Raw genomic sequence first — 24680 nt, 5'->3', positions numbered from 1 at the left:
GGGCCAGTTTTCAAGCTATAACAATCCTCCTTCTGTGTGGCCTGCATTCCTCATGGGCCAGGAGGCGAGTCCCGTGCGGGTGCTGCTGGTGGACGACGACCCACATATCCGGTTTGTCATTGCGCAGCAGTTGATGGCCGATCCGCGCACCCTGCTGATTGCCCAGGCAGGTAGCGTCCGCGAGGGCCGCAAGGCTATCAAGCTGCATGAATTCGACGTACTCCTCGTCGATCTGAATCTGGGCGATGGCGACGCGTTCGAGTTGCTGGAGTTCATCAAGCCGGTGCGCCCTTCTGCACAGGTGGTCGTTGTCTCCGTCATGGAGAATGACGACCAGGTGATGCGTGCCTTCGAACTGGGGGCCACTGGTTATATCGGCAAGAACTCCTGGTTTGGCAACTACTCGCAGGCAGTGCTCCAAGTGGCCAATGGAGGAGCATCCATCACCCCGAATCTGGCGCGTCGGCTGCTGCAGCGGTTTGACCGGACAAACTCCGCGCAATCCAAGCGCCGTGAGCCAGATGAGGCCGACCGGCTGTCCGTGCGCGAAAAGGAAATTCTGCGCATGGTGGCCAGCGGTTACACGAGCACCGAAGTGGGTTCTCGCCTGCTGATCAGCGGCATGACGGTGAACACCCATCTGCGCAACATCTACCGCAAACTGCAGGTGCGCACCCGGGCCCAGGCCGTGCGGTTCGCGTCGCTCAGGGGCTTGTTCTAGAACGCGCTTGCGCCATCTCGGGCAGCGCACATTGCATCCGATCCAGCGGAGCCGAGCTGTGTTTCGTACCCGTCCGCCGTGGGTTGCTGTCACTTGCATCGGCATATGGCTCCTGCAGCTTGGGTTGAACGTTGTGCTCTTTCAGCAGAGCTGGTCGACCAGCCTGCCTGCAAGGGGGTGGTTGATGCTGGCGGTGCTTGCTTTCTCGCTCGCGTTGGGGGCCCTGCTGGTCATGCAATTGCCGCGTGCGCTGCAGTGGCGTCCACGGCTGGGCTTTCGTCCCAGCGCTGAAGTGAGTGCGGAGCGCAAGCGCATCGCCAGGGACCTGCATGACAAGCTTGGATCTCAGCTGGTAGTCGCCATGGCGCTCCTCGATTCACGGCCCGCGCTGGACCATGATGTGCTCTCCGTTCTCGAACAGTGCATGCTGGACCTGCGCCTGATCGTGGACTCCATGGATGGTGCGGGGGAACTTTTCGCTGATCGTCTGGCGCGGCTGAGGCACCGCATGCAGCGTGTGCTCGAACAGCGTGGTATCGAAATGCAGTGGGACGTACAGATACCCGAAGGCACCACCCCCATCCGCCCGCAGGTTACCGCGCAGCTCATCGCCATCGTCCAGGAAGCCCTCAGCAATGTATTGCAGCATTCCAGGGCCAGCCAAGTGCTGGTGAGTGTGCGCTACCTCCCGGAAGCCCGTTCATGGTGCCTGCAGGTGAGCGACAACGGCCGCGGACTACACGCTAGCCAGGCAGCGGGACGCCAAACGGTAGGGGCAGGGCTGCCCGGCATGCAGGAACGTGTGGGAAAGGTTGGTGGCCTGCTGCGGGTGGCACCTGCCGCTGGGGGCGGCACCTGTGTATGGGTTGTCGTGCCTGGTACCAGCGCGGCCTGAGTCCGCAGCACGCGTCCACCAGCGGCAACCAGACTCAGCTTTGTCTTACGCCCCCCGTGCAATGCCGGGGCTAAGGTTGGAACATCCCCTTTGCTTCAAGAGTCCACCATGTCCCAGCCCACCTCGTCTTCATCCTCTTCTTCCTCTGGCCCGGTGCCCCACTCTTCGGGCCGCAACCGGTCTGCCACCGGCCGCACGGTCGCCATCATCGCCGTCGTGGTGGGTTTTCTGCTGATCGCCATCATGGTGCCCTGGTAGGCGCACCACAGAAAACAGCGCTCAGTTGCGCGCCGCCGCCACCATCGCCGCGAACCGGCTGAGCACGCTGCCCGCGCCAGGTGTTGCGCTGACATGGGCCCCCCGCGCCTCGTCGACATAGTCCACATACGCCTGCATCGCCTGCGCCGAAAATTCCGGGTGGAACTGCACGCCCCAGCCGCAGCCGCCCACCCGGAATGCCTGGTGGGGCTCCATGTCGCTGCGCGCCAGCAGCACGGCGCCCCCCGGCAGGCGCAGCACCGACTGGTAGTGCACGAGCTGCGCGGGGAACTGGTCCGGCAGCCCGGCGAGCAATGCATCCTGCCCTGCCTCGGCCATCAGCCGCACGGTGTGTGTGCCCACCTCCGGCCCGCCCGGCAGGTCGTCCACCTGCCCGCCGAAGGCATGCGCCAGCAACTGGTGCCCGTAGCAGATGCCCAGCACCGGCACCTGCGCCTCGACACAGCGGCGCATCCACAGCGCCAATTGCTCGCTCCAGGGCTCGCAGTGCGACACCATGGCATGCGAGCCACTGACCACCACGGCCGACAGCTCGGACGGATCGGGAAGGCCGGCCGCCTTCTGCTGCGCATCGATGCGCTGCAGGGGCAGTGCATTGCCCAGGCCGGCGGCAATCCAGTCGTCGAAATCGCCCTGGGCCTCACGGATGTCGGCGAAGGTCTTGCCGGCGGCAACGATGAGAATGGGTTTGCGAAGTGGGCTTGAATCGGGGCTTGCGGTCATGGGTGCAGCGGCAGGGGTATCCAGAAAAAAGCGCCCTCAGAGGGCGCCTGGGGTTCCTGCCACTGGCGGAGACCGTGGTCGCAGGAACCTGGATGCATGAACGATTTTATCTGCGAGCCACGTCCAGAAAGCCCATGCGCAAATCGGGGCGCGCAGTCCGGTGGAATGGGCGCCCTGGTCCTTGCGTCCCGTTCAGCGGGCCAGGGTCGCTGGTGTTGCCTGTGCCGCCCAGAGCGCCAGGCCGCCCTCCAGGCTCCAGGCGTTGGCATGGCCCAGGCGGCGCAATGCACGTGCCGCCTGCGCGCTGCGGTTGCCGCTGCGGCAGTAGAACAGCACGGGCGTACCGGCCTCCAGCTTCAGCCAGGCGGGCAGGGCATTGAGCAGGCTGCCCAGGGGCACCGACTGCACATTGTTCGGGTGGACGCCTTGCCCCAGGTCGGGTCTGCCGCCCAGCGCGTGCTCGTAGGGCTCGCGCACATCGACCAGCAGCGGGGCCGGGGACGTCGAGAACTGCAGGTGCAAGCGATCGCGGGACAGGGTCAGGGCCTCCGGCTCGGCATGCAGCGCCTTAGGGCGCGATGGTTGGCCCAGGGTCCAGGCGAAGTGCTGTGCGTCGTCGTGGCCGGGCAACAGTAGCGCATGGGGTGCCAAGGCCAGGGTCAGCCAGTGCATGGAGCCCACGCCTGCCATGGCGGAGGCGCCCACAAAGGCCAGTTGGCCTTGGTCAGGCGCGTGCAGGACATAGGCGCCTGTATCGGTGCTGCCCCCCGGGGGAGCCAGCCGCGTGATGCGGTGCTGACCCATCTCGATTTGCTGCGCGCCCTGCGGCCACCCCAGGGGTTCGGCGGGACCCAAGGCCTGCATGGACTCCGGGAAGGCGGCGCTCAGGGTGGCCACCGTTGCGGCATGTTCGGTGCGGTGGGTGGTTGCCAGCACGGCAACCAGGGTGTGGTGGTGGCGGCGCTGCCACTGCGTGATCTGTTCGCTATGTGCGGGCAGGGGATCGATGAGCACGCAGTGCCGGCGGGCCGCATCGGCCACCAGGTAGCAGCAGGCGCCATCAACCACGAAGCGGGTCACCAAACCGGTCGGCGTGGTGTTGCCGGCGGGGGCACGGGCCGTCAGACCATGGGCGCGCAGCGACTCGCCGCAGGCCCGGATGCGCGCACAGGCACGCTCGATGAGTTCGGAAGAGTCGGCCGCGCCGAAGGACAGGCGCACCGCTGCCGAACTCTGCCAGGCGGGCAGGTTCATGGCCTCCAGCACGTAGCTGGGCTGGGCCTTGGCCGCACTGCAGGCCGAGCCACCGCTGACACGCAGGCCAGCGGCATCGAACAGGTCCAGCAGCAGCCTGGAAGCGAGGCCGGGCACGGCAAAGTTCAGCGTCGTCGGCAGGCACAGCGATGGCGGGGCATTGAACACCAGCCCGGGGAAGGCGTCGGTCAACGCCCGCGCCAGGCGCTCGCGGTGCGCCAGCAGCGTCTCCTGGTTCGCGAAGGTGTCTCCTGCTTCCAGGGCCTGCAGCACCTCGCCCAGTGCGGCAATGCCTGCGATGTTCTCGGTGCCGGCGCGCAGCGCGCCTTCCTGCCCGCCCCCGGTCATCAGCGGGGTGAAGGGTGCGCCCTCGCGCACGTACAGCATGCCGATGCCCTTGGGCGCATAGAGCTTGTGCCCGGAAAAGGGCGCGTAGTCGATGCGGCGCTCGGCCAGATGCAGCGGCAATTTGCCCAGGGCCTGCACGCTGTCGACCAGCCACAGCGCGCTGCTGTCCGCCAGCGCCGCGTGGATGCCGTCGAGGTCACTGACCACACCCGTCTCGTTGTTGGCTGCCATCGTGCACACCAGCCCGGCCTGCGGCGCCTGCTGGCGCAGCCAGGCCAGGTCGTGCCGCCCCTGGTGGTCCACCGGAATGGCGCGAACCGGCCAGTGCAGGCCCAGCAGGTCATTCCAGTGCCGGAGTGCCTCCGGCACCGCCTTGTGCTCGGTGGCCCCATAGAGCAGCAGCAGGGGTTGTTGGGTTTCGCCGGCATCGCGCCGGCGGCGCAGTTCGGTCAGGGCCGACAGCACGGCGGTCTGTATGCCTTCGGTGGCGCCACTGGTGAAACACAGTTGGCCACCGGCCGCACCCAGCAAGCGGCGGGCGCGGTCGCGCACCTGCTCCATGAGCGCCCGCGCCTTCAGGCCACTGCCATGGATGCTGCTGGGGTTGCCAAAGGCGTCGCCCATCACCGCCATGGCCGCCTGGCGCGCTTGAGGGAGTACCGGTGTCGTGGCGTTGGCGTCGAGATAGATTTCTTCCATGGCGCCCAATTCTCGACGGGTCACCACAGCAAGGACTTGCAATCTTTCCAGGGATCAGCCGTAAAATTGGAATAAAAATCCCAAAATCATGGCAAAAGTAAAATTGGATTCTATTGATTGCAAATTGATAGAGATTCTCCAGATCGATGCCGAGACCCCCATCGCGGACATGGCGGCCCGCGTGGGCCTCTCGGCCACCCCCTGCTGGCGGCGCGTCCAGCGCCTCAAGGAGATGGGGGTGATCACCCGCCATGTCGCCCTGGTCGACGCAGCCAAGGTGAACGTAGGGGTCACGGTGTTCGTGTCGGTGCGCACGAGCACGCACACCGAGGAGTGGTTCGAGCACTTTCGCGCCACGGTCCAGGCCATTCCCGAAGTGGTGGAGTTCTACCGCATGAGCGGTGACGTGGACTACCTGCTGCGCGTCGTGGTGCCCGACATTGCTGCCTATGGCAAGGTGTACAAGCGCCTGATCGCCGGTACCCAGCTGTTCGATGTGTCGTCCAGCTTTGCGATGGAAGAGCTGAAGTTCACGACGGCGCTGCCGCTGTCCTATGTCGAATAGGACGCTCGCCGATACCCAACTGCTGTAGGGACGGGCAAAACAAAAAGCGCCCCGAAAGGCGCTTGTTCATGGATGTTCTGGCGGAGACTGTGAGATTCGAACTCACGGACGGTTGCCCGTCGGCAGTTTTCAAGACTGCTGGTTTAAACCGCTCACCCAAGTCTCCGGGAGGGAAGGCGCGTATTCTAGCCGGCTGCCGCGGCTGCTTTGGTCAGCATGCCCTTGGTCTCGATGAAGCGCACCACTTCGTTCAAACCGGCCAAGGTCTTCAGGTTGGTCATCACAAAAGGGCGCAGGCCCTGCGGCGTGGTGCGCATGCGCACGGTGTCTGACTCCATGATGTCCAAATTGGCGCCCACGTGGGTGGCCAGGTCGGTCTTGTTGATGATGAACAGGTCGCTCTTGGTGATGCCGGGGCCGCCTTTGCGCGGGATCTTCTCGCCCGCAGCGACGTCGATCACGTAGATGGTCAGGTCCGACAGCTCGGGGCTGAAGGTGGCGGCCAGGTTGTCGCCGCCGCTCTCCACGAACACCACGTCGGCATTGGGGAACTGGCCCAGCATGCGGTCGATGGCTTCGAGGTTGATCGAGGCGTCCTCACGGATCGCCGTGTGCGGGCAGCCGCCGGTCTCCACGCCCAGGATGCGCTCGGCCGGCAGGGCGCCGCTCACGGTGAGCAGGCGCTGGTCTTCCTTGGTGTAGATGTCGTTGGTGATGGCGATCAGGTCGTAGTCGTCGCGCATGGCCTTGCACAGCATTTCGAGCAGGGTGGTCTTGCCCGAGCCCACGGGGCCGCCGATGCCCACGCGCAGCGGGGGCAGGTGCTTGGTGCGGTTGGGGACGTGGTGCAGGGGGCTGGTCGTGGTCGTCGTCATGATCTGAAGAGGCGTGAGTATTGGGTTTCGTGCCGGGCCGAGAGAATGGCCAGCATGGGCGAAAAGGCCTGGCGCTCGCCATCGGGCAGCGCCAGTGCATAGGTGGCGGCTTCGGGGATGGCCTGGGCGAGCTTGGCCAGGATGCGCTGGCCCGCGCTCTGGCCCAGGGCCATGGACTTGAGCGCGGCCTGCACCATGTTCTCGGCCCAGCCGAAGGCAAAGGCCAGAAGCACATCGTAGACCGATGCTTCGGTGGTGGATGCGGCCAGCGCAAAGGCCACGGGGTAGGTGGGCGGCAGCGCGGCCAGGGCCTGCACGGCCGGCATGCGCGCCGCATCGCCCTGGTGCTGGTTGCGCAGCCAGTCGGCGAGCGAGCGGCCCATCTGCTCGGTCTGCAGGCGCAGCTCGCTGGTCTCGCGCGTGTGCAGCACCCAGTCGTTGAGGCTCTTCACATGCTCCATGTCGCCCTGGCGCCAGGCGCCCACGGCCTGGGCCACCACGGCCAGGTCGCCGCGCGCCTGGGTGATGTGCAGCTGGTCCAGCAGCCAGGCGGCCACGGCGGCCTCGGAGCCGACACCGGCGCTTTCGATGGCACTCTCCAGCCCTTCGGAATACGAGAACCCGCCCACGGGCAGCGCGGGCGATGCGAGCCAGATCAGCTGCAGCAGGCTGGCCGCGGGCAGGGCCGTCGGGGCCGGGGGCTCGCGCATCATCATGGCTGGAGGTGCCCCGGTGCAGCGCCGTCAGTGCGCATGCTTGTGGCCGTGGTCGCCGTGACCATGGTCATCGTGCGAGTGCCCGTGATCGTGATCGTGGCCACCATGGGAATGGCCGTGCCCATGATCGTCATGGTGGTGCTCGTGACCATGGTGGTGGCCATGCCCGCCGCCATGCCCGGCGGCATAGGCGCCGCCCTCGGGCTCGAAGGCCATGTCGCGGGACTGCACGATCAGGTGCATGGCGCGCAGCATGTCGGCCAGCACATGGTCGGGTTCGATCTTCAGGTGGTCGGGCTGCAGCTCGATGGGCACATGGCGGTTGCCCAGGTGGTAGGCGGCACGCACCAGGTCGAACGGCGTGCCGTGGTTCTTGCAGTGGGTGATGTAGAGCACCGCCTGCGGCGCGGCCAGCACGCGCACCAGCGAGCCGTCTTCGGCCACCAGCACATCGCCGCCGCGCACCACGGTGCCGCGCGGCAGGAACACGCCCAGCGTGCGGCCGCTGGAGTCGGTGGCCGAGAAGCGGCTTTTCTGGCGCACGTCCCAGTCGAGTTCAACGGTGGTGGCGCGCTTGAGCAGCACGTGCGCCAGGCCATGGCCTTGCGCAAGGATTTTTCCGACGGAAATCATGGGTGCGAATACGGTAGAGAAGAATGCGGGCTCGCTCAGCGCGTGGTGGGGCGCGAGCCCATGGCCGTGAGCACGCCCAGGCCGATGAAGGAGGTGCCGGCCAGGCGGTTGCCCCACACCGCATGGCGCGTGGCCTGGCCCAGGCGGGGCGCCACCAGGCTGGCGGCCAGCACATAGAAAAGATCGGTGCATGCTGCTATGGCCACAAAGGTGCAACCCAGCGCCAGGGTCTGCGCCAGCGCGCTGCCCTGTGCATCCATGAACTGCGGCAGGAAGGCGGCGAAGAACAGGCTGGTCTTGGGGTTGAGCAGGGCCACCACAAAGCCGTCGCGGAACACGCGGGCCAGGGGCTGGCGCGCTGCGGCCGCGCCGCCGTTGCTGGCCTCGGTCGGGCGCGTGAACCACATGCGCAGGCCCAGGTAGACAAGATAGGCAGCGCCCGCCCACTTCACCACGGTGAAGGCTGCCGACGACACGGCGAACAGCGCCGCCAGGCCCAGGGCCGCACCGACGGCGTTGCCCAGGTTGCCCAGCGCCACGCCCAGCACCGATGCCAGGCCGCAGGCACGCCCCTGCGCCACCGTGCGCGCCACGATGTAGACCACCGCCGGCCCGGGGGTGAGCGCCAGCACCAGGCTGGCACCGGCAAAGGCCAGCAGCAAATGGGTTTCGGGCAGCATGGGTGGGGCTCCTGGTTCGGTCTTTGGTCAGAACAGGAAGTATCGCTGCGCCATGGGCAACTCGGTGGCGGGCTCGCAGGTGAGCAACTGGCCATCGGCGCGCACGGTATAGGTCTGTGCGTCCACCTCCATGCGCGGGGTGTAGCTGTTGTGCACCATGTGCTCCTTGCGCACGCCGCGGATGTTGCGCACCGCGACCAGGTTCTTGGCCAGACCGAAGCGCTCGCCAATGCCGGCGTTGAGTCCCGCCTGCGACACGAAGGTCAGCGAGCCGCGCGCAATGGCGCCGCCAAAGGCGCCGAACATGGGCCGGTAGTGCACCGGCTGCGGCGTGGGGATGGAGGCGTTGGGGTCGCCCATGGCCGCCATGGCGATGAAGCCGCCCTTGAGAATGAGGGCCGGCTTCACGCCGAAGAAGGCCGGCTTCCAGATCACCAGGTCGGCCCATTTGCCCACCTCGATCGAGCCCACTTCGTGGCTGATGCCGTGCGCGATGGCCGGGTTGATGGTGTACTTGGCCACATAGCGCTTGATGCGCGTGTTGTCGTTGCGGGCGCTGTCGCCTTCCAGCGTGCCGCGCTGGGCCTTCATCTTGTGCGCCGTCTGCCAGGTGCGCAGGATGACCTCGCCCACGCGGCCCATGGCCTGGCTGTCGCTGCTCATCATGCTGATGGCGCCCAGGTCGTGCAGGATGTCCTCGGCCGCAATGGTCTCCTTGCGGATGCGGCTTTCGGCAAAGGCCAGGTCTTCGGCAATGCCGGCATCGAGGTGGTGGCACACCATGAGCATGTCCACATGCTCGTCCAGCGTGTTCACCGTGTAGGGCATGGTGGGGTTGGTGGACGAGGGCAGGAAGTTCGCCTCGCCCACCACGCGCAAGATGTCCGGCGCATGGCCGCCGCCTGCACCCTCGGTGTGGAAGGCGCAGATGCCGCGCCCGCCCACGGCGGCAATGGTGTTCTCGACAAAGCCCGATTCATTGAGCGTGTCGCTGTGGATGGCGACCTGGGTGTCCGTCTCCTCGGCCACGTCCAGGCAGTTGCTGATGGCTGCGGGCGTGGTGCCCCAGTCCTCGTGGAGCTTGAGGCCAATGGCCCCGGCCTCGATCTGCTCGCGCAGCGGCCCCGGCAGGCTGGCATTGCCCTTGCCCAGGAAACCCAGGTTCATCGGGAAGGCATCGGCCGCCTGCAGCATGCGCTCCATGTTCCAACTGCCCGAGGTGCTGGTGGTGGCCAGCGTCCCCGTGGCCGGGCCCGTGCCGCCGCCCAGCATGGTGGTCACGCCCGAGGCCAGCGCCTCCTCGATCTGCTGCGGGCAGATGAAGTGGATGTGGCTGTCGATGCCGCCCGCGGTGACGATGTTGCCCTCGCAGCTGATGACCTCGGTGCCTGCGCCGATGATGATGTCTACGCCGCTCTGCGTATCGGGGTTGCCGGCCTTGCCGATGGCCACGATGCGCCCGCCCTTGAGGCCGATGTCGGCCTTGTAGATGCCCGAATGGTCGATGACCAGGGCATTGGTCAGCACCGTGTCCACGGCGCCCGCATCGCGCGTGCGCTGGCTCTGCGCCATGCCGTCGCGGATGGTCTTGCCGCCGCCGAACTTGACCTCTTCACCGTAGCCGCCGGCACGCAGGGTGTAGTCCGCCTCCACCTCGGCGATCAGGCCGGTGTCCGCCAGGCGCACGCGGTCGCCCACGGTGGGGCCGAACATCTCCGCATAGGCGCGTCGTCCAATGGTTGCCATGGTTCAAAACCTTTTGCTGGTGCCCGGCAGGGGGCTCGAAGGGATAGCGACGGGGGAAGAAGAAAAAAGGGCAGGGTGCCGCATCACAGCGCGCCCTGCACCAGGCCGCGAAAGCCGTAGACCGTGCGGTCGCCCGCATAGTCCACCAGTTCCACGGTACGTTCCTGCCCGGGCTCGAAACGCACGGCCGTGCCCGAGGCGATGTTCAGCCGCATGCCGCGCGCGGCCTCGCGGTCGAAGCCCAGCGCGCCATTGGTCTCGGCAAAGTGGTAGTGCGAGCCCACCTGGATGGGGCGGTCCGCCGTATTGCGCACCACCAGCGTCAGCGTGCGGCGCCCGGGGTTCAGGGCATGCTCGCCCGCGTCGATCAACAGTTCGCCTGGGATCATGGTGGCGTGTCCTTGTCAGGGGGGTTATGCCAGCTGCATGAGCATGGCGCCGCCGAAGGCGGCCACGCCGGCTCCGGCCGCGCGCGTCAGCCAAACCGTGCGGTGGCGCAGCGCCCAGCCGGCGGCCAGGCCGGCGCAGTGCAGCAGCACCGTGGCGCACAGCATGCCGGCCAGGGTCTGCCAGGCGCTGTCGCTGCCGGCCAGTTCGTAGCCATGGGCCAGGCCATGGAACAGCGCGAACACACCCACGCCCAATGCCGCCACGATGCCCGGCACATGCAGGCGCGATACCACCAGCAGGCCCGTGGCCAGCAGCGAGGCGGCGATCATCGGCTCCACGGCCGGGATGGCGATGCCCTGCAGGCCCATCACCGCGCCCACCATCAGCAGGCTGGCAAAGCCCACCGGGCCCCACAGCAGTTCGGGCCCGGCACGGCGTGCCGACAAGGCGCTCCACAGGCCCACGGCCACCATGGCGGCCAGGTGGTCCAGGCCGAACAGGGGGTGGGTCAGGCCGCTGAAGAAATCATGGTGCGAGTGCGCCACGCCATCGGTGTGGGCACTGGCGGCAGCGGCCAGCGTGGCCAGGGCGAGGAAGGCAAGGGTGCGGGATGCGCGCATGGATGGGATCTCCAGGAAGAAAATTCAGACGATGGGTTGGTGGACGGTCACGAGCTTGGTGCCATCGGGAAAGGTGGCCTCGACCTGGATGTCGGGGATCATCTCGGGGATGCCCTCCATCACGTCGGCGCGCGTGAGCACGGTGCGCCCCTCGCTCATGAGCTGGGCCACGGTCTTGCCGTCGCGCGCGCCTTCCATCACGGCGGCGCTGATCAGGGCCATGGCCTCGGGGTAGTTGAGTTTCAGGCCCCGGGCCTTGCGGCGCTCGGCCAGCAGGGCCGCCGTGAAGATCAGCAGCTTGTCTTTTTCGCGGGGGGTGAGTTCCATGGTCTTGGAGATGAGGTGATCGGGGAGGGCGGTCTGGCGCGGCACGCGCGGGCGAGGGTCGCCCCTGTCTGCACCATCATAGTGAGCAAGCGGCGTGCCGGCCATACGTCGATTGGCGCATCCATGCCCCGGCCGTGGCATGGAAACTGCACCACCACGGGGACTGCCGCCCCGCCCCCTGACGCCCATGCCCCCCTCCACCGCCGCCATCGCCCCGCCCGACGCGGGCGCCCCTGCACAAGGCGGTGTGGACATGGGCGCGGATGCCCAGGCCCCGCAGCAGGTCGTCAAGGTCCGGCGTGACTACAACAGCTGGGTGGCCACCGAGACCATGGAAGACTACGCGCTGCGCTACACGCCCCAGCGCTTTCGCAAGTGGTCCGAATGGCGCGTGGCCAACACGGCCTTCGGCGCGGCCTCGTTCCTGATCCTGGAGGCCGTGGGCGCCACGCTGCTGGTGCAGTACGGTTTCATCAACGCCTTCTGGGCCATCGTGGCCACGGGGCTCATCATTTTCCTGGCGGGCCTGCCCATCAGCGTGTACGCCGCGCGCTACGGGGTGGACATGGACCTGCTCACGCGCGGCGCGGGCTTCGGCTACATCGGCTCCACGCTCACTTCGCTGATCTACGCCTCCTTCACCTTCATCTTCTTCGCGCTGGAGGCGGCCGTCATGGCCTATGCGCTGGAGCTGGCGCTCGACATACCACCCACCTGGGGCTACCTGATCTGCGCCATCGTGGTGATTCCGCTGGTCACGCATGGCGTGTCGGCCATCAGCCGGCTGCAGGTCTGGAGCCAGCCGCTGTGGCTGGTGATGCTGGTCGTGCCCTTTGCCTATGTGGTGATGCACGATCCTGGTGCATTCGCGGGCATTGCGCACTACGGTGGTGAGTCTGGGCGCGGTGCATCGTTTCAACTGCCCTTGTTTGGTGCGGCGCTCACGGTGGGCATTGCGCTGATTACCCAGATGGGTGAGCAGGCCGACTACCTGCGCTTCATGCCCGCCAGCACGCCGGCCACGCGCGGGCGCTGGTGGCTGGGCGTGCTCGCGGGCGGGCCGGGCTGGGTGGTGCTCGGGGTGCTCAAGATGCTGGGCGGGGCGCTGCTGGCCTACCTGGCCCTGACCCACATGGTGCCGGCCGACCGCGCCGTGGACCCCAACCAGATGTACCTGGTGGCCTATGAATACGTGTTCCCGCACTACGGCTGGGCGGTGGCGGCCACGGCGCTTTTCGTGGTGGTGTCGCAGATGAAGATCAACGTGACCAACGCCTACGCGGGTTCGCTGGCCTGGTCCAACTTCTTCTCGCGCCTCACCCACAGCCACCCGGGGCGCGTGGTGTGGGTGGTGTTCAACACCCTCATCGCCTTCATGCTGATGGAGATGAATGTCTTCCGCGCCATGGGCGAGGTGCTGGGCCTGTACTCCAACATCGCCATCGCCTGGATCATGTCGGTGGTGGCCGACCTGGTCATCAACAAACCCCTGGGCCTGTCGCCCAAGGGCATCGAGTTCAAGCGCGCCCACCTCTACGACATCAACCCCGTGGGCGTGGGCTCGATGGCACTGGCGTCGGTGGTCTCCATCAGTGCGCACCTGGGTTTCTTCGGCCCGCTGCCGCAGGCCTTCTCGGCCGTGATCGCCATGGCCGTGGCGTTTGCCACCGCGCCCCTCATCGCATGGGCCACGCGCGGGCGTTACTACATTGCGCGCCAGCCCGAGCCGCCGGCCGTGCCCATGCACGGGCCGGTGAGCGGCCAGGTCGCTGCCGACCTGGGCACCTATACCCGCTTTTCGGTACAGCGCTGCGTCATCTGCGAGCGCGAGTACGAAGCGCCTGACATGGCCCAGTGCCCCGCCTACGGCGGCGGCATCTGTTCGCTGTGCTGCACGCTCGATGCGCGCTGCGGCGACCTGTGCAAGCCCCACGCCAGCATGGCGGTGCAATGGTCTTCGGCCCTGCGCTGGGTGCTGCCACGCGCCATCTGGCGCTACCTGGACACGGGCCTGGGCCACTTCCTGCTACTCATGCTGGTGATCGCGCCATTGCTGGCCTCCGTCATGGGCCTGCTGTACCACCAGGAGCTCAACACCATCGGCCAGGCCCTCACGGATACCGAGGTGCAGGCTGCGCCCGAGGTGGCCCTGCGCTCGGGCCTGCTCAAGGCCTACCTGGCGCTCCTGGTCATCTCCGGCATCGTGGCCTGGTGGCTGGTGCTGGCGCACAAGAGCCGCCAGGTGGCGCAGGAAGAATCGAACCGCCAGACCGGCCTGCTGGTGCGCGAAATCGAGCTGCACCGCCAGACCGACGAGGCCCTGCAGAATGCCCGCAGCGTGGCCGAGCAGGCGCGCCAGGTGGCCGAGGAAGCCAAGCGCGCGGCCGACCAGGCCAACCAGGCCAAGAGCCGCTACATCAGCGCCATCAGCCACGAGATCCGCACGCCGCTCAACTCCATCCTGGGCTACGCCCAGCTCATGGGCGAAGACTCTGGCGTGCCGCCACACCGCAAGCAGGCCGTGCACGTGATCCGCCGCGGTGGCGAGCACCTGCTGTCGCTGATCGAGGGCACGCTGGACATCGCGCGCATCGAGTCGGGCAAGCTCACGCTCGACGTCACGCCCATGCGCTTTGCCGACGGTCTGCACGAGATGGCCAGCCTGTTCGAGCTGCAGGCCGCGGCCAAGGGCCTGGCCTTCCAGTTCGACGTGCAGGGCGTGATCCCCGAGGTGGTGCGTGCGGACGAGAAGCGCCTGCGCCAGATCCTCATCAACCTGCTGGGCAATGCCGTCAAGTTCACCGCGCAGGGGCGGGTGACCTTGCGTGTGCGCTACGCCCGCGAGATCGCGCGCATCGACGTGCAGGACACGGGGCCCGGCCTCACGGCCGACGAGATCGAGCGCATCTTCGAGCCCTTTGCGCGCGGCGGCAGCGCCGCCGCCGTGGCCGCCACGCCCGGCGCGGGCCTGGGCCTGACCATCGCCAAGATGCTCACCGCCCTCATGGGGGGCGAGCTCAGCGTGACCAGCGAGCCCGGCCTGGGCTCGGTGTTCCACGTCAAGCTCTTCCTGCCCGAGGTGCATGCCGAGGCGCTGGGCAAGGCTTCGGCACCCGCCCTGCAGGCGCCGCGCGTGCGCCGGGGCTATGCGGGCGAGCGCCGCCGCATCCTGGTGGTGGACAACGAGGAGGCCGACCGCGAACTGCTCGTGCAGCTGCTCGAACCCCTGGGCTTCGAGCTGCGCCAGGCCGCCAGCGGCCACGACGCGCTGGACCTGCTGGCCACCGGCTACCGGCCGCACGCCCTCTTCATGGACCTGGCCATGCCGGGCATCGACGGGTGGGAAACCTTGCGGCGGGTTCGGCAGATGAATCTGCCAGAACTGCATTGCGCCATCGTCTCTGCCAATGCCTTTGACAAGGCGCTGGACAACGACGTCGATATCCGTCCCGAGGACTTCATCGTCAAGCCCGTGCGCCACAGTGAACTGCTCGACTGGCTGGGGCGGCGCCTGGCGCTGCAGTGGCTGGGCGAGGCCGTACCCGAAGCTGCGCCCCCAGCGCCCGCGCCCGCGCAGGGCGCGGACGGGCTGAGCTACCCCGACCCTGGCGCCCTGGCCGCCCTCTCGCAGGCCGTGTCGCTGGGCTATTACCGCGGCATTCTCAATGCCCTGGACGAGATCGAACGCCACCAGCCCGCCCATGGCAGCTTCGTGCACACCATGCGCGGCCTGGCGCGGCAGTTCCAGTTCGACGCCATGGGCCGCATCCTGGAGCAGGCACCCCCGTGAACACCGCTGCACATCCCCCTTCCGCACCCGCCGGCGCTGCCGCCCTGGACCGCAGCGACAGCGACGTGGTGCTCATCGTCGACGACGTGCCCGACAACCTGGCCGTGCTGCACGATGCGCTCGACGAATCGGGCTACACCGTGCTCGTGGCGATGCACGGCGAGGCGGCGCTGCAGCGGGCCGCGCAGGCCCTGCCCGACATCGTGCTGCTCGACGCCATGATGCCCGGCATGGACGGCTTCGAGGTGGCGCGGCGCCTGAAGGCCTCGCCCCAGACCGCGCACATTCCCATCATCTTCATGACCGGGCTGACCGAGACCGAGCACCTGGTGGCCGCGCTGGAGGCCGGCGGGGTGGACTATGTGACCAAGCCCATCAAGCCGCGCGAGGTGATGGCGCGCATGGGCGTGCACCTGGGCGCGGCGCGCAAGGCCCGGGCCGACGCCAGCCAGGCGCGCGAGGCGCGCAACGCGCTCGACGCCTTCGGCTATGCCAGCATCACCGTGCGCGCGCTGGACGGGCGCATCGTCTGGCAGACGCCGCTGGCGCGAGAGCTGCTGCAGGCCTATTTCGGCGAAGCCAGCCCCTGGGCGCCCGAGGCCGTGCAGGCCTGGCTGCGCCGCCATGTGCTGGCCGATAACGCCGCCGAGCTGCTGGCCCAGGCGCAGGCCGAGCCGCCGCGCCTGGCCATCGACCAGGGCGCGCGCCGCCTGACCTTCCGGCTGCACCAGCAGGCCGGCGACAGCGAGGGCGGCGGCGACTGGCTGCTGGTGATGCGCGAAGTGTCGGACGCCAAGATCATCGAATCCATGAGCCTGTCCTTCAAGCTCACCGCACGCGAAGCCGAGGTGCTCTACTGGGTGGTCAAGGGCAAGATCAACCGCGACATCGGCGACATCCTGGGCGCGAGCCCCGCCACGGTCAAGAAGCACCTGGAGCGCGTGTTCGCCAAGCTCGGGGTGGAGACGCGCACCGCGGCGGCCGGCATGGCGATGAACCGCATACGGCAGCTGCATCCGCAGTTCGAGGGATAGGGCAACGCTGAACAAGTCTCGCGCGCGCCGCGCGCCCCGCTTTGGGCGGTCTGCGGCGTTGCAACTGCTCGCCATAGCACTGGCTATGGCTGCGCTTTGCGCCTAGCAGCCCATCCCAAACCAGGGCACGCGCCATCCCGAAGACTTGTTCAGCGTTGCCCTGGGGCCCGCCGTCTCTAACGGCCTACGGCCTTCTCCAGCTCGGCCTTGCTCATTTTCGAGCGGCCCTGGATGCCCTTGCGCTTGGCATCCTCATAGAGCTGTTCACGCGTGCGGCCCTGCGCGCCCTGGTGCGAGCGCCGGCCGCCGCGCACCGGGGCGGGCGTGTCCTTCAGGGTCTTGGGGTGGGCGGTTTCGCTCTCGCCGTGCTGGGCACGTTCCTTGTTGACGGTGCGTGCGGCGATTTCCTCGGCCGTGCGCTCGCTCTTGCCGCGCTGCAGCAGGCTGTCCTTGATATGGCCGTACTGGCGTTCGCGCTTGGCGCTCCAGGCAGTTGAGGGCATGGTGGTTCTCCCGGTGGTGACCAAGCCCCAACTTAGGCGCTCAGCGGCGCCGCGTGGATAGGACGGGCCTGCGCCTGTCTGTAGGACTGATCTATGCGACCTGCTGTCGGCGCAGCCGCATCACGATGCGGTTGAGCCCGACGGGCGTTACGCCCAGATGGCGTGCCAGGTCCTTCTGCGGGATGCGTGCGGCCAGGTCCGGATGGGCCGCGCAGAAGGCCCGGTAGCGGCCCTCGGCGTCCAGCGTGAGCAGTTCGCGCTCACGTTCCTCCTTGCGGGCCGCGAACACCATGGTCAGCGCACCCAGTGCCGTGGCCCAGGCCAGGTGCCCGCGCGCCAGGGCAGCCAGCAGCCGGTAGTCGATGCGCTCCAGAACGCAGGGTTCCAGCGCGGTCACCATGAAGGTGGTGCGCCCGCCTGGTGCCAGTGCTGCGATGCTGGCGAAAAAGCGCCCCTCGTGCGCGAAGGACTTGATCCATTCCGTGCCGTCCTCTCCCAGGTAGCACAGCTTGAGCAGGCCGCTGGCCACTGCGTACACATGCGGGTGTTCCACGCCCTGCAGGAAGGCGGTGCCGCCGGCATCGATGCGCCGCACCTCCAGCGCCTGCGCCACGCGCGGCCATTCGGGCAGGTCGGTGCTGCCAGCGGCCGATTCGAGCAACGCCTTGAAAGTGGATGGAGGGCCGTGCATTAACCTGGGTTGATTGCAAGAGGGCTGCGGCTGCCTACAGTGGCAGCCATGAATCCGCACACTGTAGAACAACCCACGCCACTGCCGCGCACCATCGTCACGGGCGCCAGCTCCGGCATCGGCCGGGCGCTGGCGCTGCACCTGGCCTCCCTGGGCGTGCCCGTGGTGGCCATCGGGCGCGATGCCGTCCGCTTGCAGTCGCTGGCGGCGCAGCACCCGCTCATCCATGCCTGGCCGGCCGACCTGGCCCGCATTGGCGAGATCGATGCACTGGCGCAGCTGATCGTGGCGCGCTTCCCCGACGTGGGCGTGCTCATCCACAACGCCGGCATCCAGCACGACCTGCGCATGGACGATGCGGGCTATGGCAGCGCCGACATCCAGCAGGAGGTGGGCGTGAACCTTGTTGCGCCCCTGGCCTTCACGCGGGCGCTGTTGCCCCACCTGCAAAGCCGCCAGCAGGCCTGCGTGGTCAACGTCACCTCGGCCCTGGCCTGCGCGCCCAAGCGCACTGCGGCCGTCTACAGCGCCACCAAGGCCGGCCTGCGCCTGTTCACCCAGGCGCTGCGGGTGCAACTGCGCGGCGGCAGCGTGCGGGTGGTCGATGCGGTGATGCCCCTGGTGGACACGCCCATGACACAGGGGCGGGGGCGCGGCAAGCTGCCGGCCGGGCAGGCCGCACAGGCGCTGGTCGCCGGTCTCATCGCCGGCCGTTCCGAAATTCACATCGGCAAGGCGCGCTGGGTACCCGCGCTGCAGCGCTGGGCGCCGGGGCTGCTCGCGCGCATCCTGCAAAAAGCCTGAGGCGACACACCGTCTTCTCCTGAAAGCCACGCACCATGAACTACGCCTTCTTCATCCATCTCCGTGCCACCACCGCCTGGCTGCAACTGCCGCGCGAACGCCGCAACGCGCTCACGGCCGAGCACCTGCACCCCTTGCTGGGGCCGGGCGCGGACCTCTCCATGCGCTACTTCGATGCCGAGGCCTTCAGCGCCGCGTGCAGCGACGTGATGCTGGTGGAGACGACCGATCCGCGCGCCTATTACTTCTTCATGGAGCGTCTGCGCGACTCGCCGCTGATCGCGCACCCGTATTTCGAGGTGGTGCAGATCGTGCCCGCCATCGAGGGCGGGTACGAGGCCTTCGAGCGGCACGCAGCGACCGCTCGCTAGTCTTTTGGGGACATGCAATTGCCCGCCAGGCAGACACGCCTGTCGGGCAAGTTCGGACCGGGCGTGTCCGAAAAAAAGAGACAGGATTTCCATCCCGGCCCTGACTCAAGAAACACGGGGCGGCCCCTACAGTGGACTTGCGCAATCTGCGAAATTTTTCTTGTCCCCGAGGCCCGATCATGCTTGAGTCCATCGCCCATGCCACCGCCCCCACCGTGCGTGTGCACCCGCCGCTGCCCTCGCGCGCGTTCGGTGTGGCCTCGTCGCCCGCGTTGGCCGGCCGCACGGCAGCCGGGCCGCAGCCGACCCGCATGGATGCGCTCAACCGCCTGGCGACCAAGGAAGAACGCCTGCCCTTCTGGGTGCGCCTGGTCAAGAACGAGGCCGATCTGCGCAAGGCCGTGCACATCCGCCACGCGGCCTATGCGCGCCATGTGCCCGATCTGGCGCAAAAGCTGCAGGAGCCCGAGGCCACCGACTATGAAGACGGGGTCGTGGTGCTGCTGGCCGAGTCCAAGCTCGATGGCTCGCCCCTGGGCACGGCGCGCATCCAGAGCAACCGTTTTCGCCCCCTGAGCGTGGAGCAGTCGGTCGACCTGCCCCTGTGGATGGAGGGCATGCACCTGGCCGAGGTGACGCGCCTGGGCATCGTGGGCGGCACCATGGGCCGCCTGGTCAAGACCGTGCTCATCAAGGCGGCCTTCCAGTACTGCGAGCGCCAGGGCATCGAGCAGGCCATCGCGGCGGGCCGCGCGCCCATCGACCGGCACTACGAGCAGCTGCTGTTCGAAGACCTGTTCCCCGCCAAGGGGTTCATTCCACTGGCCCATGCCGGCAACCTGCCGCACCGGGTGATGGCCTTCGACATCGACAGCGGCCCGGCGCGCTGGCAGCAGGCGCAGCACCCGGCGCTCAATTTCTTCTGCCATACCCGCCACCCCGACATCGACATGGGGCCGGTGCCGGCGCGCAGCCTGCCTGCCGGCAGCAAGGTCGCCGGTGCGCTGCCGCGGCGCGCGCCCGCCAGCGGGCGGCGGGAACTGCCGGCACGCATCAGCAATAGGGCCTTTGCCTGAACTCCCATCCCACCCCGGCAAGGTGGGGCTGGCCCAGCGCGAAATCACCTGTTGGTAAAAAGGCCACACCTGCGGTGGCCTTTTTGCTGCCCTTTGCTTTGTAAACTCCCATAAAACAGGGGGAACGCGCAAAGACTTGCAGGGCAGGCCGTGTGTTCCGTGACAAGATGGAAGTTTGCGCGTGATTGCGGTCGGGTCTGGCCGTGGCCCATGCGCCATCCAGCGCGTGGCCGTGGGGGCCGCGCATCCACACGAAACCATGGGGTCAGCGCGATTGCAGGAGCACGCACGGCATTGGGTACGGCGCGGCGTAGTCATGATGGACTGGCTGCTGCGCGCGATGTCCATCTACATCATTCCCATTGCCATGGCAGGCCTGGCCGTGTGGGCGCTGCTGTTCTGGCAGAGCAACTACCTGTCGGCCGGCGGCCACACCCTGATGATGCGCGTGCTGCCCCAGGCGGCGGCACAGCTCAGCCCCGAGCAGGCGCTGGCGGCGCTGGCGAACCGGCCGCTCAAGTCCTTCCACGATACCAACCTGTCCGAGGAGCCGGTCTGGCTGCTGGTGGACCTGCCGGTGTCGATGGCGCAGCCACCCTCGGTGCTGTTCCCTTCGCGCCACGCGGTGGAGATGGCCTGCTGGGACGGCAGGAGCCTGGCATCGCTGGGCCAGGCCACGCGTGAGCAGGCCAGCGGCAGCCTGATTCCCATGAAGGCCGGCTTCGGCCTGCCCGAGGCCAGTGCCGGCCAGCGCCTGCTGTGCCGCGCGGCCTTTGTCGGGCCGGCGCGCCTGCAGGCCGACTGGTGGGGCCAGGCCGACCTGCAGGCCTCGGTGCTCGAATTCCACCGCAATCTGGGCCTGCTCGAAGGCGGCCTGGTGGTGTTGGGCATGTTCGTGCTCATGACGGCGCTGATCAACCGCCAGTCGCTGTACGTGCTGTTCGCGGCCTGGCTGGTGGTCACGCTGCGCGTGGGCGCCATCTCCGCCGGCTGGGACGTGCAATGGCTGGGCCACCTGGTGCCCACGCCCTGGTTGTTTCCGACCCGCGCGCTCACGGTGGCGATCTACGGTTTTCTCACCATCACGCTGTACAAGAACCTGTTCCAGGAAGACCTGGACCGCTCGCGCCTGGGGCCCTGGATCCGGGGGGCCCAATGGGCCTGCGTGCCGCTGTTGCTGGCCGCCGTGTTCCTGCCCTATGGCCTGTACCTGCCCATGATGTGGGTGTCCACCGGGCTGGGCCTGCTGCTGATGACGGTGAGCCTGGTGCGCATCGTGTTCAAGACCCGCTCGCGCGTGGCCCTGTGGTACGGGGCCTCGCTGGGGGTCACCTTCCTGTCGAGCTTCTCGGAAATCGTGGCGGCAGCCTATGGCATGAAGGTGCTGGTGGGCACGGTGAACCATGTCACGGCGGCGCTGTCGTCGAGCCTGCTGGCCGCGCTGGCCATCGCCGAGCAGATGCGCCAGGAACACGTCAAGCGCCTGGAGGTGCAGGCCCAGCTGCAGCATGCCTACGAGGCCATGCCCATTGGCTTGTTCACGCTCGACCTGCAAGGCCGTTTCCTGAGTGCCAACCCGGCGCTCGTGGACATGCTGGGCGATGGCCTGCTGGACAACGGCGGGCGCACCTGGCGCGCGCAGTTCGGCGATGCGGCCTGGCTGCAGCTCGACCAGATGGTGCACGGCCAGGGCGAGACGGAGACCGAGTTTGCCGTGAGCGGGCGCGAGGATGGGGAGCTGACCCGGCGCTTCATGGTGCGTGCCACCCAGGCGCGCGGCCGCATCGAGGGCTCGCTGCAGGACGTGACCGAGAAATCGCGCGCCACCGAAAACCTGCGCGTGCTGGCCCACCATGATGCGCTCACGCGCGTGCTCAACCGCCGCGGCATCGAGCAGGTGCTCGAGGCGGCCCTGGCCCAGCGCAACCAGGGCAAGCCGCTGGCCCTGGCCTACCTGGATCTGGACCGGTTCAAGCTCATCAACGACCTGTTCGGCCACGCGGCCGGCGACGACGTGCTGCAGCAGGTGTGCGCCCGCGTCTCGCAGATGCTGTCGGGCAACATGCAGATCGGGCGCGTGGGGGGCGACGAGTTCCTCATCGTCTTCCCCGACACCCACATCACGCTGGCCCGGCTCATCAGCCAGGGCATCGTCTCCAGCATCTGCACCAGCCCCTACCGGGTGGGGGCGCGCTCCTTCCACGTGCGCGGCTCCATCGGCCTCATCGAGGTGGCCCCGGGCAGCACCATCCGCGACGTGGTGTCCACCGCCGACCACGCCTGCCGCGATGCCAAGCGCGGCCTGCAGCAGGGCCTGGCGGTGTATGAGCGCGATGCGCCCGGCCTGATCGCCCACGAGATGGAGATGAAGCTCGTGGAGCGCCTGTCCTCCGACGAGCGCATCGAAGGCCTGTACCTGGAGATGCAGCCCATCATGTCGCTCACGGCGCCGACCGAGTCGCTCAACTTCGAGGTGCTGCTGCGCATGCGCGATGCCAGCGGCGCGCTGGTGCCCACGCCCCGGCTGATTGCCGCGGGGGAGCACAGCGGGCGCATGGGCGTCATCGACCGCTGGGTGCTGGGCACCGTGTTCGAATGGCTGGGCAAGCACCATGGCCAGCTGGGGCGCACGCAGTTCGTGTGCCTGAACCTGAGCGGTGCTTCGCTCAACGACGAGGCCTTCATCGACGATGTGTTCGCCCTGTTCGACGAGCACCCGCACCTGGCCAGCTGGCTGTGCCTGGAGATCACCGAGAGCGTGGCCCTGCACGACCTGGAGAACACGCGCCGCTTCATCAGCCAGGTGCGATCCTATGGGGCCAAGGTGGCGCTCGACGACTTCGGCGCCGGCTACACCTCGTTCTCCTACCTCAAGGACCTGCCGTCCGACCTGCTCAAGATCGACGGCAACTTCATCGTCAACATGAACCGCCACCCGGCCAACGTGGCCATCGTCGAGGCCATCGTGAGCCTGGCGCGCAACCTGGGCATGAAGACCATAGCCGAGTGGGCCGAAGACCACGCCACGGTACAGACCCTGGCCGAGATCGGCGTGGATTATGTACAGGGCTTCGTCGTGGCGCGGCCCCAGGCGCCCGAGAAGCTGCTCGCCGCATCCTCCGCCGCCAGCTTCATCGAGGATCCGCAGCTCACGCAGTTCGTGCAGTTGCTGGGTGCCAGCGGCCCGCCATCGGGGCAGGCCGGGTTGTTCGGTGAACGCCGCTCCGACGCACACTGAGGGCGCCCTGGCGCGCTGGACTCAGGGCACGATCAAGCGCGCCACATCCCGGGCCATGCCCGAGGGCTCGCGTTCCAGGTGCTCCACCAGGCTGTGCCGGTCGGCCTCGGTGCGCTGCTGCGAGAGAAAGCGCTTGCCTTCGAGCGCGCTGAGCTCGATCTCGAAGCCCGTGAGATGGCGGGCCGCACTCTCCACGTAGTCGGGCGCGGCCATGTCCAGCGACCAGGGCTCTGGGCGGTGCCGCTCCTGCGTGGCGGTGAGGGCGGCCAGGTGGGTGAGCATCCAGGCGGCATCGCCGTCCACCCAGTGCAGCCGGCCGCGCGCCTGGGCGGCCACGTAGTTCCAGCTGGGGGCCACGCGCGCGCTGCGCTGGCCGTTCACGTACCAGCGCGGCGAGATGTAGGCATTGGGGCCCTGGAACAGCGCCAGCACCGTGCTGCCGCCCGCCACCTCCTGGCGCAGCGGGTGGCTGCGCGCCACGTGGCCCTGCAGCCGTGCCGGGCTGGCGGTGGTGGCGCCCGGCAGCAACAGCAAGGGCAGCAGGTGCACCTGCAGAGCGCCGTCTGCCCCGGTGGCGATCAGGCTGGCCAGCGGGTGGGTGGCCACCAAGCGGTGCAGGGCGGCGGTGTCGTTTTCGGCAAACAGGGGTTGGATGTGCATGGAACAAGGGCAGTGCGTGGCGGTGTCCTTGCAGTATCGGCAGCCGGGCCTGCGGTGTATTGAAGATTGCGGCCAGTCGGTGCCCGGTGGCGGCGGCGAAAAAGGGCTTCAGTCCAGCACCAGCGTGCTGGCCAGGTGGCCATAGACCGTGGCCACGCGCCGCAGGTGGCGCGATTCGGGGTGGGCCAGCAGCCACAGGCCGGTTTCGCATTCGTCCAGCGCGCCGGTCAGCGCCACCAGGCCGGGGTGCTGGCGGGCCAGGAACAGGGGCAGCACGCCCACGCCCATGCCCAGCGCGATGAGTTCCATCACCGTGAGGATGCTGTGCACCCGGTAGCGCGCCACGGCCTTGGGGTGGTGCCGTTTGCGCCACAGCACCGAAGGGTGTTCGGGGAGCGCATCGTCGGGCGCCACCCAGGGGGCCTGGCCGGCCTGGGCCTCGGCCAGGTGCGCGTAGGCACTGCCCCGCGCGGCAAACAGGGCCATGCGCAGGGCACCCACCTGGCGGCCCACCAGGTGCACCGGCGGGCGGCGCGTGGCGCGCACGGCGATGTCGGTGTCGCGCCGTGTGAGGCTGGCCAGTTCGTTGCCCGCATGCAGCTCGAACTGCAGCAGCGGGTGCTGCGCCGCGAGCGGCTGCAGGGCCGGCGCCACCAGGCCGTGCAGGATGGTGTCGGTGGTGGTGATGTGCACGCTGCCGGCCACCTGTTCGGGCTGGCGCTGGGCGGCCGAGCGCGCGGCCTCGAGCGCGGCCTCGGCCTGCTCGGCATGCCCGGCCAGTTGCTGCGCCAGCTCGGCGGGCTGGTAGCCCGCGCGCGAGCGCACGAACAGCGTCTGCCCCAGCCCCCGCTCCATGCGCTGCAGCGTGCGGAACACGGTGGACGGTGCCACGCCCAGGCGCTCGCCTGCGCCGGCCAGCGTGCCCGCACGCACCATGGCCAGCAGGCATTCCAGGTCGGCCGGGCCCAGCTGGAAGGCGGTGCCTTTTTGTTGCGTTGGTGCAATCATGGTTTGCCGTGCTGCGTATTTTGATTTCGCTGGC

The 24680-nt window shown here is 68.2% G+C and carries 24 protein-coding genes and 1 tRNA gene; 10 read left to right on the top strand and 15 right to left on the bottom strand.

What is annotated here, in order from left to right; genetic code table 11:
• Window positions 1–52: 52 nt before the first annotated feature.
• From AC3WOH_RS26980 to AC3WOH_RS26970, 3 genes are all read left to right on the top strand, one after another.
• On the top strand, window positions 53–721 hold the full coding sequence (locus AC3WOH_RS26980; RefSeq protein ID WP_492232432.1) for a LuxR C-terminal-related transcriptional regulator: 669 nt from the start codon (window positions 53–55) through the stop codon (window positions 719–721).
• A 133-nt stretch (window positions 722–854) separates the two neighbouring features.
• A complete protein-coding gene (locus AC3WOH_RS26975; protein ID WP_492232431.1) occupies window positions 855–1616 on the top strand; it encodes a sensor histidine kinase in 762 nt (253 codons plus the stop codon).
• Window positions 1617–1724: 108 nt separating this feature from the next.
• Entirely contained in the window at window positions 1725–1874 is a 150-nt protein-coding gene (locus AC3WOH_RS26970; protein WP_492232392.1) for a hypothetical protein, read from the top strand.
• Between the two features lie 21 nt (window positions 1875–1895).
• Here the strand turns inward: AC3WOH_RS26970 and AC3WOH_RS26965 are convergent, their stop codons facing one another.
• Together AC3WOH_RS26965 and AC3WOH_RS26960 are read right to left on the bottom strand one after the other, a co-directional pair.
• Window positions 1896–2618 (bottom strand): glutamine amidotransferase, encoded by a 723-nt coding sequence (locus AC3WOH_RS26965; protein ID WP_492232391.1) that lies wholly within the window; start codon window positions 2616–2618, stop codon window positions 1896–1898.
• Between the two features lie 192 nt (window positions 2619–2810).
• Window positions 2811–4919 carry an aminotransferase class V-fold PLP-dependent enzyme gene (locus AC3WOH_RS26960; protein ID WP_492232390.1) on the bottom strand — a complete coding sequence of 703 codons (2109 nt, stop codon included), beginning with the start codon at window positions 4917–4919 and terminating at the stop codon, window positions 2811–2813.
• Between the two features lie 88 nt (window positions 4920–5007).
• Between AC3WOH_RS26960 and AC3WOH_RS26955 the strand changes: the two genes are divergently transcribed.
• Complete coding sequence (locus AC3WOH_RS26955; protein ID WP_492232389.1) at window positions 5008–5484, top strand: Lrp/AsnC family transcriptional regulator; 477 nt, start codon at window positions 5008–5010, stop codon at window positions 5482–5484.
• A gap of 78 nt (window positions 5485–5562) precedes the next feature.
• Here the strand turns inward: AC3WOH_RS26955 and AC3WOH_RS26950 are convergent.
• The 9 genes from AC3WOH_RS26950 to AC3WOH_RS26910 form a co-directional block, all read right to left on the bottom strand.
• Window positions 5563–5650: transfer RNA gene (locus AC3WOH_RS26950), tRNA-Ser, on the bottom strand.
• A gap of 19 nt (window positions 5651–5669) precedes the next feature.
• Window positions 5670–6359, bottom strand: a complete 690-nt coding sequence (gene ureG / locus AC3WOH_RS26945) for an urease accessory protein UreG (RefSeq protein WP_492232388.1) — start codon at window positions 6357–6359, stop codon at window positions 5670–5672.
• Complete coding sequence (locus AC3WOH_RS26940; RefSeq protein WP_492232430.1) at window positions 6356–7072, bottom strand: urease accessory protein UreF; 717 nt, start codon at window positions 7070–7072, stop codon at window positions 6356–6358. Before AC3WOH_RS26940 ends, ureG begins: the two co-directional genes overlap by 4 nt.
• A gap of 30 nt (window positions 7073–7102) precedes the next feature.
• Window positions 7103–7708: an urease accessory protein UreE gene (gene ureE, locus AC3WOH_RS26935; RefSeq protein WP_492232387.1), complete on the bottom strand. Its 606-nt coding sequence runs from the start codon at window positions 7706–7708 to the stop codon at window positions 7103–7105.
• Window positions 7709–7743: 35 nt separating this feature from the next.
• On the bottom strand, window positions 7744–8388 hold the full coding sequence (locus AC3WOH_RS26930) for a LysE family translocator (protein ID WP_492232386.1): 645 nt from the start codon (window positions 8386–8388) through the stop codon (window positions 7744–7746).
• A gap of 27 nt (window positions 8389–8415) precedes the next feature.
• Window positions 8416–10134, bottom strand: coding sequence for an urease subunit alpha (gene ureC / locus AC3WOH_RS26925; RefSeq protein WP_492232385.1), 1719 nt, complete (start codon window positions 10132–10134; stop codon window positions 8416–8418).
• Window positions 10135–10217: 83 nt separating this feature from the next.
• Window positions 10218–10523 carry an urease subunit beta gene (locus AC3WOH_RS26920; RefSeq protein WP_184856956.1) on the bottom strand — a complete coding sequence of 102 codons (306 nt, stop codon included), beginning with the start codon at window positions 10521–10523 and terminating at the stop codon, window positions 10218–10220.
• A gap of 24 nt (window positions 10524–10547) precedes the next feature.
• On the bottom strand, window positions 10548–11144 hold the full coding sequence (locus AC3WOH_RS26915) for a HupE/UreJ family protein (RefSeq protein WP_492232384.1): 597 nt from the start codon (window positions 11142–11144) through the stop codon (window positions 10548–10550).
• A 24-nt stretch (window positions 11145–11168) separates the two neighbouring features.
• Window positions 11169–11471: an urease subunit gamma gene (locus tag AC3WOH_RS26910; RefSeq protein ID WP_108626693.1), complete on the bottom strand. Its 303-nt coding sequence runs from the start codon at window positions 11469–11471 to the stop codon at window positions 11169–11171.
• Window positions 11472–11658: 187 nt separating this feature from the next.
• Between AC3WOH_RS26910 and AC3WOH_RS26905 the strand changes: the two genes are divergently transcribed.
• A complete protein-coding gene (locus tag AC3WOH_RS26905; protein ID WP_492232383.1) occupies window positions 11659–15261 on the top strand; it encodes a hybrid sensor histidine kinase/response regulator in 3603 nt (1200 codons plus the stop codon).
• The gene (locus AC3WOH_RS26900) at window positions 15258–16295 is read left to right on the top strand and encodes a response regulator (protein WP_492232382.1); all 1038 of its coding nucleotides are present in this window, start codon (window positions 15258–15260) and stop codon (window positions 16293–16295) included. Before AC3WOH_RS26905 ends, AC3WOH_RS26900 begins: the two co-directional genes overlap by 4 nt.
• Before the next feature lie 176 nt (window positions 16296–16471).
• Here the strand turns inward: AC3WOH_RS26900 and AC3WOH_RS26895 are convergent, their stop codons facing one another.
• Window positions 16472–16798 carry a plasmid stabilization protein gene (locus AC3WOH_RS26895; protein WP_492232381.1) on the bottom strand — a complete coding sequence of 109 codons (327 nt, stop codon included), beginning with the start codon at window positions 16796–16798 and terminating at the stop codon, window positions 16472–16474.
• A gap of 91 nt (window positions 16799–16889) precedes the next feature.
• Window positions 16890–17489, bottom strand: coding sequence for a Crp/Fnr family transcriptional regulator (locus tag AC3WOH_RS26890; protein WP_492232380.1), 600 nt, complete (start codon window positions 17487–17489; stop codon window positions 16890–16892).
• A 48-nt stretch (window positions 17490–17537) separates the two neighbouring features.
• Between AC3WOH_RS26890 and AC3WOH_RS26885 the strand changes: the two genes are divergently transcribed.
• From AC3WOH_RS26885 to AC3WOH_RS26870, 4 genes are all read left to right on the top strand, one after another.
• Window positions 17538–18293, top strand: coding sequence for an SDR family oxidoreductase (locus AC3WOH_RS26885; protein ID WP_492232379.1), 756 nt, complete (start codon window positions 17538–17540; stop codon window positions 18291–18293).
• Window positions 18294–18328: 35 nt separating this feature from the next.
• A complete protein-coding gene (locus AC3WOH_RS26880; RefSeq protein ID WP_492232378.1) occupies window positions 18329–18664 on the top strand; it encodes a darcynin family protein in 336 nt (111 codons plus the stop codon).
• Between the two features lie 179 nt (window positions 18665–18843).
• On the top strand, window positions 18844–19740 hold the full coding sequence (locus AC3WOH_RS26875; RefSeq protein WP_492232377.1) for a hypothetical protein: 897 nt from the start codon (window positions 18844–18846) through the stop codon (window positions 19738–19740).
• Window positions 19741–20056: 316 nt separating this feature from the next.
• On the top strand, window positions 20057–22978 hold the full coding sequence (locus AC3WOH_RS26870; RefSeq protein WP_492232376.1) for an EAL domain-containing protein: 2922 nt from the start codon (window positions 20057–20059) through the stop codon (window positions 22976–22978).
• Between the two features lie 21 nt (window positions 22979–22999).
• Here AC3WOH_RS26870 and AC3WOH_RS26865 read toward each other — a convergent pair whose 3' ends face one another.
• Window positions 23000–23638, bottom strand: coding sequence for an FMN-binding negative transcriptional regulator (locus AC3WOH_RS26865; protein WP_492232375.1), 639 nt, complete (start codon window positions 23636–23638; stop codon window positions 23000–23002).
• A gap of 108 nt (window positions 23639–23746) precedes the next feature.
• Window positions 23747–24646: a LysR family transcriptional regulator gene (locus AC3WOH_RS26860; RefSeq protein ID WP_492232374.1), complete on the bottom strand. Its 900-nt coding sequence runs from the start codon at window positions 24644–24646 to the stop codon at window positions 23747–23749.
• Between the last annotated feature and the right edge of the window lie 34 nt (window positions 24647–24680).

Source organism: Acidovorax sp. FW305-C-20-28, from assembly GCF_058783375.1.
Note: the sequence above shows the minus strand (reverse complement) of the source record. Positions and strands in the feature narration are given on the sequence as shown.

Excerpts from the sequence above, each read along its gene's own strand:
- AC3WOH_RS26980 (WP_492232432.1), top strand. The coding sequence starts at position 53 with ATGGGCCAGGAGGCGAGTCCCGTGCGGGTGCTGCTGGTGGACGACGAC.
- AC3WOH_RS26970 (WP_492232392.1), top strand. The coding sequence starts at position 1,725 with ATGTCCCAGCCCACCTCGTCTTCATCCTCTTCTTCCTCTGGCCCGGTG.
- AC3WOH_RS26965 (WP_492232391.1), bottom strand. The coding sequence starts at position 2,618 with ATGACCGCAAGCCCCGATTCAAGCCCACTTCGCAAACCCATTCTCATC.
- AC3WOH_RS26960 (WP_492232390.1), bottom strand. The coding sequence starts at position 4,919 with ATGGAAGAAATCTATCTCGACGCCAACGCCACGACACCGGTACTCCCT.
- AC3WOH_RS26955 (WP_492232389.1), top strand. The coding sequence starts at position 5,008 with ATGGCAAAAGTAAAATTGGATTCTATTGATTGCAAATTGATAGAGATT.
- ureG (WP_492232388.1), bottom strand. The coding sequence starts at position 6,359 with ATGACGACGACCACGACCAGCCCCCTGCACCACGTCCCCAACCGCACC.
- AC3WOH_RS26940 (WP_492232430.1), bottom strand. The coding sequence starts at position 7,072 with ATGATGCGCGAGCCCCCGGCCCCGACGGCCCTGCCCGCGGCCAGCCTG.
- ureE (WP_492232387.1), bottom strand. The coding sequence starts at position 7,708 with ATGATTTCCGTCGGAAAAATCCTTGCGCAAGGCCATGGCCTGGCGCAC.
- AC3WOH_RS26930 (WP_492232386.1), bottom strand. The coding sequence starts at position 8,388 with ATGCTGCCCGAAACCCATTTGCTGCTGGCCTTTGCCGGTGCCAGCCTG.
- ureC (WP_492232385.1), bottom strand. The coding sequence starts at position 10,134 with ATGGCAACCATTGGACGACGCGCCTATGCGGAGATGTTCGGCCCCACC.
- AC3WOH_RS26920 (WP_184856956.1), bottom strand. The coding sequence starts at position 10,523 with ATGATCCCAGGCGAACTGTTGATCGACGCGGGCGAGCATGCCCTGAAC.
- AC3WOH_RS26915 (WP_492232384.1), bottom strand. The coding sequence starts at position 11,144 with ATGCGCGCATCCCGCACCCTTGCCTTCCTCGCCCTGGCCACGCTGGCC.
- AC3WOH_RS26910 (WP_108626693.1), bottom strand. The coding sequence starts at position 11,471 with ATGGAACTCACCCCCCGCGAAAAAGACAAGCTGCTGATCTTCACGGCG.
- AC3WOH_RS26905 (WP_492232383.1), top strand. The coding sequence starts at position 11,659 with ATGCCCCCCTCCACCGCCGCCATCGCCCCGCCCGACGCGGGCGCCCCT.
- AC3WOH_RS26895 (WP_492232381.1), bottom strand. The coding sequence starts at position 16,798 with ATGCCCTCAACTGCCTGGAGCGCCAAGCGCGAACGCCAGTACGGCCAT.
- AC3WOH_RS26890 (WP_492232380.1), bottom strand. The coding sequence starts at position 17,489 with ATGCACGGCCCTCCATCCACTTTCAAGGCGTTGCTCGAATCGGCCGCT.
- AC3WOH_RS26885 (WP_492232379.1), top strand. The coding sequence starts at position 17,538 with ATGAATCCGCACACTGTAGAACAACCCACGCCACTGCCGCGCACCATC.
- AC3WOH_RS26880 (WP_492232378.1), top strand. The coding sequence starts at position 18,329 with ATGAACTACGCCTTCTTCATCCATCTCCGTGCCACCACCGCCTGGCTG.
- AC3WOH_RS26875 (WP_492232377.1), top strand. The coding sequence starts at position 18,844 with ATGCTTGAGTCCATCGCCCATGCCACCGCCCCCACCGTGCGTGTGCAC.
- AC3WOH_RS26870 (WP_492232376.1), top strand. The coding sequence starts at position 20,057 with ATGATGGACTGGCTGCTGCGCGCGATGTCCATCTACATCATTCCCATT.
- AC3WOH_RS26865 (WP_492232375.1), bottom strand. The coding sequence starts at position 23,638 with ATGCACATCCAACCCCTGTTTGCCGAAAACGACACCGCCGCCCTGCAC.
- AC3WOH_RS26860 (WP_492232374.1), bottom strand. The coding sequence starts at position 24,646 with ATGATTGCACCAACGCAACAAAAAGGCACCGCCTTCCAGCTGGGCCCG.